General features: G+C 66.5%; 7 protein-coding genes and 1 pseudogene. 1 reads left to right on the top strand and 7 read right to left on the bottom strand.

The window, feature by feature from the left end:
- A pseudogene (locus tag QZ588_RS13900) lies at positions 1–581 on the bottom strand (M23 family peptidase); the annotation flags it as partial.
- A 154-nt stretch (positions 582–735) separates the two neighbouring features.
- On the opposite strand from QZ588_RS13900, the gene QZ588_RS13895 reads away from it, so the two are divergent.
- Positions 736–1,200 (top strand): DUF721 domain-containing protein, encoded by a 465-nt coding sequence (locus QZ588_RS13895; RefSeq protein ID WP_295543539.1) that lies wholly within the window; start codon positions 736–738, stop codon positions 1,198–1,200.
- A 30-nt stretch (positions 1,201–1,230) separates the two neighbouring features.
- Here the strand turns inward: QZ588_RS13895 and lpxC are convergent, their stop codons facing one another.
- From lpxC to murB, 6 genes are all read right to left on the bottom strand, one after another.
- On the bottom strand, positions 1,231–2,142 hold the full coding sequence (lpxC, locus tag QZ588_RS13890; RefSeq protein WP_295543538.1) for a UDP-3-O-acyl-N-acetylglucosamine deacetylase: 912 nt from the start codon (positions 2,140–2,142) through the stop codon (positions 1,231–1,233).
- Positions 2,143–2,431: 289 nt separating this feature from the next.
- A complete protein-coding gene (gene ftsZ / locus QZ588_RS13885) occupies positions 2,432–3,589 on the bottom strand; it encodes a cell division protein FtsZ (RefSeq protein WP_295543537.1) in 1,158 nt (385 codons plus the stop codon).
- Positions 3,590–3,820: 231 nt separating this feature from the next.
- Positions 3,821–5,038: a cell division protein FtsA gene (gene ftsA, locus QZ588_RS13880; protein WP_295543536.1), complete on the bottom strand. Its 1,218-nt coding sequence runs from the start codon at positions 5,036–5,038 to the stop codon at positions 3,821–3,823.
- Positions 5,039–5,043: 5 nt separating this feature from the next.
- Positions 5,044–5,841, bottom strand: coding sequence for a cell division protein FtsQ/DivIB (locus tag QZ588_RS13875; RefSeq protein ID WP_295543535.1), 798 nt, complete (start codon positions 5,839–5,841; stop codon positions 5,044–5,046).
- On the bottom strand, positions 5,838–6,767 hold the full coding sequence (locus QZ588_RS13870) for a D-alanine--D-alanine ligase (protein ID WP_295543534.1): 930 nt from the start codon (positions 6,765–6,767) through the stop codon (positions 5,838–5,840). The genes QZ588_RS13875 and QZ588_RS13870 overlap by 4 nt, the downstream gene beginning before the upstream one ends.
- Positions 6,764–7,663 (bottom strand): UDP-N-acetylmuramate dehydrogenase, encoded by a 900-nt coding sequence (gene murB, locus QZ588_RS13865; RefSeq protein WP_295543533.1) that lies wholly within the window; start codon positions 7,661–7,663, stop codon positions 6,764–6,766. The genes QZ588_RS13870 and murB overlap by 4 nt, the downstream gene beginning before the upstream one ends.
- Positions 7,664–7,688: the final 25 nt, after the last annotated feature.

Raw genomic sequence — 7,688 nt, 5'->3', positions numbered from 1 at the left:
ATATCGATGCCCTTGTGCATGCTGCGACGACCGGTGATGGGGTGGCGGCGGTAGCCGAACCCAGAGGTCACGACGCCACCGACGCGCAACGGCCAGCCCTCGGGTGTGCTGTGGCGCTTCAGGTCCCGGTCCATGATGAGCGTTTCCAAGAGTACCAGTTTGCGCTTGCGATCATCCAGATCCGAGAGCACCTTGGCCAAATCCTGCGCCACATCATCGACGTTGGTTTTTTGCAGCGCCGCCTCGTCCGGCCCTCCCGCGGGGGGCGGGTTGGCGAAATCGAACTCGTCTTCGTCCAGACCGGCCATTTCCACCAAACGCTGTCCGAGGGCGTTGATGCGCATGATCTCGGCCTGCATCACACCGACGCGGGCGGCGACGGCGTCGATGTCAGCGGCGGCACGGTCTGCGGAGGGATCAGACACCGCTGGCGTCGTGCGCGTGAGGACGGCTACATCCGCGTCAGCGATGCGGTATTTACCCAGCCAGAAGCCGATACCACCGGCCACCAACGCCGTCATCATCATCATCAGAAGGAAGACCGAGGCCATGCCGGCCGCCCGGGCGGGGCGCCGTGTCATTGCATATCGCATCTGCTGTAACGCTCTTATCGCATTTCGTTTCGTTCGCGGGCGCCGTCATGACGACGACCCACCCCCCAAAGGTCTTGTTGTCGGATGCGCTGGGACGTACCGTTCAGACACACCTGACAGCCACTCCACCGGGAAGCGATTCATGCCGCTGCGCGCTCGACATGTTTGCCGATTCCTCCAGGGCAGCGACGCCGTCGTGGCGTTGCTTGCCGAAATCGAGCGACGCGACGCGCTGCTCGCCCATGTGCGCTCATTGCTGCCGGCGACAGTCGCCCGTCATTGCACACAGGCCACCCTCGATGAGGGTCAGCTGACATTGATTTGTGATTCCCCTGCCTGGGTGGATCGACTGAGGTTTCTCTCGCCTCAGTTCTTGCCGGCACTTGCGGCACGCGGGCGGGCGGTTACCGCCTGCCGCGTTCGGGTGCAGCCGCAAGTGGTTGCTGCGCCCGCGGTGGCGCGGGCGCATGCCGCCGGCGACTCACCCCGGGCGGTCAATCCTGACGCGGCCCGGGTCGTCGAGCAGTATGCGTCGGTCCTGGGTGACTCTCCCCTCGCCGCCAGCCTGTGCCGTCTCGCCGCGACGTTGCGCCAGGCCGCGAGCTAATGCGATGCGCCCGCAACCCGCGGCGTGACGTTACGCCGCAAGGATGGGCTGACCAAAGCGGATAGGGACGGTGTCGATATCCTCGAACGTCACCTCCTCCCACGCGCCCTCCTGTGCCAGCAGTGTGCGCAGCAGCCGGTTATTGAGGGCGTGTCCGGATTTGTGTCCGGTGAAGGCACCGATGAGCGGACGCCCGAGCAGGTAGAGATCACCGATGGCATCCAGGATCTTGTGCTTGACGAATTCGTCTTCGTAGCGTAGCCCGTCATCGTTGAGCACGCGGTAATCGTCGACCACGACGGCATTGTCCAAGCTGCCGCCGAGGGCGAGGTTTTGCTCGCGCAGGGCCTCGATGTCGCGCAGGAAGCCAAAGGTCCGTGCCCGGCTCACCTCTCTGACGAAGGAGGTGCTGGAGAAATCCACCACGGCCGACTGCGCACGTGACGTGAACGCCGGATGCTCGAAATCGATGGAAAAGCCCACGCGGAATCCGTCGAAAGGCTCGAAGCGGGCAAACTTGTCCCCGTCCTCGACGACGACGGTGCGTTTGATGCGGATAAAGCGCTTCGGCCGATGCTGCTCTTCGATGCCCGCTGATTGCAGCAGGAACACGAACGGACCGGCACTACCGTCCATGATGGGCACCTCGGCGGCACTCACGTCCACGTAGGCGTTGTCGACGCCGAGTCCGGCGAAGGCCGCGAGGAGATGCTCGACGGTCGCAATGCGGGCACCGTCGGCTTCCAGGGTCGTCGACAGACGGGTATCTCCCACCCGTGCCGGGCATGCGGCGATATCCACCGGTGGATCGAGGTCGATGCGCCGAAAGACGATACCCGTGTCGGGTGCCGCTGGACGCAGGGTCAGGTACACCTTGGCACCGGTGTGTAGTCCGACGCCGGTGGCGCGGATGACATTCTTCAACGTGCGTTGACGGATCACTGTCGCTTCCCCTCGTGTCGCGTGACCTGAGCGTGCCGCGCCGGGCTGCCCAGGTGTGGAATCGCCCGGACCGGATCCGGTAGGCGCCCGGCATTTGACGCCTGACATCCTGCCAGACCCGCAAGGTACGTCACGCCACCCATGCCTAGGCCATAGGTTAGGGTTTTCCCGGATTATTCGCAAGCACTGAATGCGACAGTGAGACAAGTGCCTGTTTTTTCAGGCCCGTTAAGACTGCGCGACCGGCCGGCGCACATGCACCCGGCCGGTCGCAATCACGCGCTGGCGCTTAGTCCGCTTGACGCCGCAAGAAGGCTGGAATGTCCAGATAGTCGAGGTCGGTGTCTTGGTCACCGCCGCCACCGGCGGCGGCCCGCTTGTTGCGAATGTAGGCCGGCTGATCCATATCGCTGTAATCCGGCGTCATGGCATCAGAGCCGCGCGTGTTCACGAGGCGCATCTTCGGCTCCTCCGTCGACACAGCCGTGCGGCGGCTGCCGAGACCGGTGGCCACGACGGTGACACGCAGCTCGTCCTCGAGCTCCGGATCGATGACGGTGCCCACGACGACCGTCGCATCGTCATCGGCGAAATCCCGCACCGTGTTGCCCACCTCGTCGAACTCGCCGATGGACAGGCTCAGGCCGGCGGTGATGTTCACCAGAATGCCGCGGGCACCGGCGAGGTCGATATCTTCCAGCAAGGGGCTGTTGATGGCGGCCTCGGCGGCCTCACGGGCCCGGTTCTCGCCGCTGGCCGCACCCGAGCCCATCATGGATACACCCATCTCGGACATGACCGTCTTGACGTCGGCGAAGTCGACGTTGATGAGGCCGGGGCGGGTAATCAGCTCGGCGATGCCCTGGGTCGCGTTCAGCAGGATGTCATTGGCGGCGCTGAAGGCGCTGAGCAGGGTCATCTCCTTGCCGAGCACCTGCAGCAGCTTCTCGTTCGGGATGGTGATCAGAGAATCGACGTGCTTGGCCAATTCCTCGATGCCGGTGCTGGCGGTCTTACCGCGCTTACCGCCTTCGAACGGGAAGGGCTTGGTGACCACGGCCACCGTGAGGATATCCAGCTCGCGGGCCACCTCCGCCACCACCGGCGCGGCACCGGTGCCGGTGCCGCCACCCATGCCTGCGGTGATGAACACCATGTCGGCGCCGTCCAGCGCGTCCTTGATGCGGTCTCGGTCCTCCTCCGCCGCCTTGCGGCCGATCTCGGGGTCGGCACCGGCGCCGAGACCCTTGGTGATGCCCGCTCCGAGCTGAAGGATCGTCTTGACGGTTGCGTTATCCAGCGCCTGGGCATCGGTGTTGGCGCAAATGAAATCCACGCCTTCGATGTTGGCGGCGGCCATGTGATTGACCGCATTGCCGCCACCACCGCCGACGCCGATAACCTTGATCACTGCGGTCTGGGTCTGGGTATCCATGAGCTCGAACATAATGGGTTGCCTCTCGTGTTGCGACTGGCTGTTGCCTGCCGGATCTGCCGTCCCCTCGGGCCGCAGGGTCGATACGCCCGCCTCCTGTCGTAGCCGCGTATTGTCCCGCGACATGCACTTTCGCCATCCTGCGGCAAGCGGGCAGGAGCCCCGCGCTTGTTTGCGTCCCCCTGAGTGCCGGCACCACCCGACCTTGGCGGTTGGCCACCGGCGACGGTTCTGAGTGCCGCCTTATCCGCCAAACCAGCGCCGTATCCGCCCCCAGAGGCCGAGCGCTTCCGCGTACTCGGAGCCTGCGGCAAAGCGGTGCTGCTGCGCGTAAATGAGCAGACCGACCCCGGTGGCGTAGACGGGGTCGGCGATGGTGTCCTCGAGGCCGGTGACGTACTGCGGTATGCCCAGGCGCACGGGCATGTGAAAGACGTTCTCAGCCAGTTCCAGGAGCCCGTCCATGGTCGCGGCGCCGCCGGTGAGCACGACGCCGCCGGCGATGAGATCCTCGAAGCCGCTGCGCCGGAGCTCGCCTTGGAGCAGGTTCAGCAACTCTTCATAACGGGGCTCCACCACCTCCGCCAGGGTTTGACGCGGGAGCTGGCGCGCCGGACGCTCGCCGATGCTCGGAACCTCGATATCCTGGGTCATACCGCGAGAAGACAGGGCGCAGCCATGACGGACCTTGATGTCTTCGGCATGCTGGGTGGGGGTGCGCAGGGCCACGGCGATGTCGTTGGTGACCTGGTCACCGGCGATGGGAATGCAGGCCGTGTGACGGATGGCACCATCGGTGAATACCGCCATGTCGGTGGTGCCACCCCCCATATCCACCAGGCAGACGCCGAGCTCCTTTTCATCCTCGCCGAGCACGGCGTAGCTGGAACTGAGCTGGCCCAGCACCAGGTCGTCCACCTCCAGTCCGCAGCGGCGAATGCACTTGACGATGTTCTGCGCCGCGCTGACGGCGCCGGTGACCATGTGCACCCGCGCTTCCAGGCGCACGCCGGACATGCCGATGGGCTCGCGGATGCCCTCCTGGTCGTCGATGATGAATTCCTGGGGCAGGATGTGGAGGATCTTTTGATCCGCTGGAATGGCCACTGCGCGGGCCGCGTCGATGACCCGGTCCACATCCGCCTGCACCACCTCGTGATCCTTGATGGCGGTAATGCCGTGACTGTTCAGGCTGCGGATATGACTGCCGGCGATGACCGCATGCACCGAATGGATCTCACAGCCGGCCATCAGCTCCGCCTCTTCCACGGCACGCTGAATCGACTGCACCGTGGATTCGATATCCACCACCACGCCCTTCTTCAGGCCGCGGGACGGGTGGGTGCCGATGCCGATGATCTCGATGGTGTCGTCAGCCTTCAGCTCGCCCACCAGCGCGACCACCTTCGAGGTGCCAATATCGAGCCCCACCAGGAGGCTCTTCTCACTACGTCTGGGCATGCCTGTCAGCTCCGTTCCCGTGAAATATTTGCCGCTACACGCTCGCGCGGTGCATCGGTGCGTGGAACCCAACGCACCGCGAACCCATTGCTGTAGCGCAGATCGATGCGCGTGGGAATGCCGATGGCCTCCACCTGCGGGTAGGCGGCGAGCAAGCGCTCGAAGCGGGCATCGATGTCACCCGTGCCCAGATACAGCTCCGTGCCGCCGAGCAGCGTCAGCGTCCAGTCGCCCCGGGCATTGCGCACGACCGATTCGATGATGAGCCCGAGCTGGGCGAGCTTCGGGTGCCAGCGGTGGTAGCGTTCGACCACCTGGGGCGCCATGGCGTCGGCACCCTCGAGCCGCACCAGCCCGGCGGGCAGCCGGCCGTCGCGGGGACGGAAGACGATGCCGTCTTCGGTGACCAGCCCGTTATCGCCCCACTGCGCCATGGCTTCGTGCTCGCTGACCGTCAAGACCAGCCGATCCGGCCAGACCCGGCGCACGCTGGCGCGATGAATCCAGGGCAGCTCCTGCACCCGCTGCCGCAAAGCCGTCAGGTCCTGGGTCAGGATGCCGCCGTCGATGTGCTCGGCGACGGTCTGCTGCAGCGACTCCCGTGACAGACCGTGCATTTCGCCGTCCACCGTGACGATGCGAATGGGCAGCAGACGCGGCTCCCAGTCCAACGCCACAGCGCCGGCGCCGATCATCGCGGCGATGATGGCCAGCGCCGTGAGCAGCCGGGCGACGAGCGAAGCACTGCTCGGCTCGAGCTGCGCCGCCGGCACTGGCTCGGTGCTCGCCGGCCGCCTGCTCACGACGATACCTCCAACAGACTGGTGGCCAGGATGTGCAGACACAGCGCCTCGAAGTCGATGCCGGCGGCCGTCGCAGCCATCGGTACCAGACTATGGTCTGTCATCCCCGGCACCGTGTTCACCTCGAGCAGCTTCGGCTCGCCTGCGGCGTCGAGCATGAAGTCCACGCGCCCCCAGCCGGATGCGCCGACGGCGTCGAATGCGCGCAGGCAAAGCGCCTGGAGCACCGACTCCTGGGCCGCCGGCAGGCCGCAGGGGCAGTGGTAGCGGGTGGTGTTGGAGAAGTACTTGGCCTCGTAGTCGTAGAAGCTGTTCGGCGTCTCGAGGCGGATCAGCGGCAGGGCCTCGCCGCCGAGAATGGCACAGGTGTACTCGGCGCCCGGCAGCCAACGCTCGGCGAGCACGGTGCGGTCGTATTGCGCCGCAGCCTGCCAGGCCTCGACCAGGGTGGCGGCATTCTCGACCTTCGTCATGCCAAGGCTGGACCCCTCCTGGGAGGGCTTGATCATGAGCGGGAAGCCGAGCTGCTCGGCGGTGCGCAGATCCGCCTCAGCGCACAGCAGCGCGAAGTCCGCCGTGGGAATACCGGCGCCCGCCCACAGCAACTTGGTGCGGTATTTGTCCATGCCGATGGCGGAGCCGAGCACCCCGGAGCCGGTGTAGGGCGTGCCGATGCACTGCAGCGCCCCCTGGATCTGCCCGTCCTCGCCGCCGCGCCCATGCAGGATGATGAAGGCCCGGTCGAAGTCGCCCGCGCGCAACACCTCGAGGATGTCCGGTCCTGGATCGATGTCGTGCACGTCCACCCCCGCGCGTCGGAGCGCCGCGCCGACGGCGGCGCCGCTCTTGAGGGAGATCTCACGCTCGGCGGCCTGCCCGCCCAGGAGCAGCGCCACTTTGCCGAAGTCGGCCGGATCATGGGTCATGACTCGAAATCCCCCACCCGACGCACCTCAGGTATCAGCCGGATGCCGTGGCGGCGCTCCACCTGCGCGCGCACATGGTCGATGAGCCGCGCAATGTCCCGCGCCCTGGCGCCGCCGGTGTTGATGATGAAGTTCGCGTGCTGCGGCGAGACCTCCGCACCGCCGAATCGCAACCCCTTGAGACCGCAGGCCTCGATGAGCCGGGCCGCGTGATCGCCCGGTGGATTGCGAAACACCGAGCCGCAGCTCGGTAGACCGGTGGGCTGGGTGGCCGCGCGACGCGCCAACAAGTCCCGGATGCGGGCCTGGGCGGCTTGCGTATCACCGCGCGCCAGCACCAGCTCGGCCTCGAGGAACCATTCGCTGGCGGGGATCACCACCTGCCGGTAGCCCACCTCGAAGTCTTGTGGATCGCGCTCGCGCAACGTGCCGCCGCGATCCAGCGTACGCACCAGGGCGACATGCGGCCAGGTCTCACCACCCCAGGCGCCGGCGTTCATCGCCAGCGCACCGCCCACGGTGCCGGGAATCCCGGCGAAGAATTCGAGTCCTACCAGGCCTTCACGAGCCGCGAAGCGGGCCGCCTTGGCGCAGGAGACACCGGCCTGCAGGCGCAGCCTGCCGGGCGCGAGCACCGTCATCGCCGTGAGGCAGCCCTGGGTCTCGATGACGGTGCCGGGCCAGCCCGCATCGGCGATGAGCAGATTGCTACCGAGCCCGAGCCAGAGCAGGGGCTCATCGGCCGCCAGCGTACGCAGGAAAGCAATGAGATCAGCCTGATCCGCCGGTCGGTACAGACGCGCGGCCGGGCCGCCGACGCGCCAGCTGGTGTGCTTCGCCAGCGACTCGTCATGGCGCAGCTCACCACGCAGGCCGGTGTGGGCGACGGTCGTCATGCCCCCGCCCGCCCCGAGGCCGCGG

Origin of the sequence: uncultured Thiohalocapsa sp., from assembly GCF_913062725.1 — a bacterium.
Lineage (GTDB): Bacteria > Pseudomonadota > Gammaproteobacteria > Chromatiales > Chromatiaceae > Thiohalocapsa.
This window is presented reverse-complemented; position numbering and strand designations above follow the sequence as displayed.

Bases quoted from the DNA above. Each gene is read 5' to 3' on its own strand.
- QZ588_RS13895 (WP_295543539.1), top strand. From the start codon at position 736: ATGCCGCTGCGCGCTCGACATGTTTGCCGATTCCTCCAGGGCAGCGAC.
- ftsZ (WP_295543537.1), bottom strand. From the start codon at position 3,589: ATGTTCGAGCTCATGGATACCCAGACCCAGACCGCAGTGATCAAGGTT.
- ftsA (WP_295543536.1), bottom strand. From the start codon at position 5,038: ATGCCCAGACGTAGTGAGAAGAGCCTCCTGGTGGGGCTCGATATTGGC.
- QZ588_RS13870 (WP_295543534.1), bottom strand. From the start codon at position 6,767: ATGACCCATGATCCGGCCGACTTCGGCAAAGTGGCGCTGCTCCTGGGC.
- murB (WP_295543533.1), bottom strand. From the start codon at position 7,663: ATGACGACCGTCGCCCACACCGGCCTGCGTGGTGAGCTGCGCCATGAC.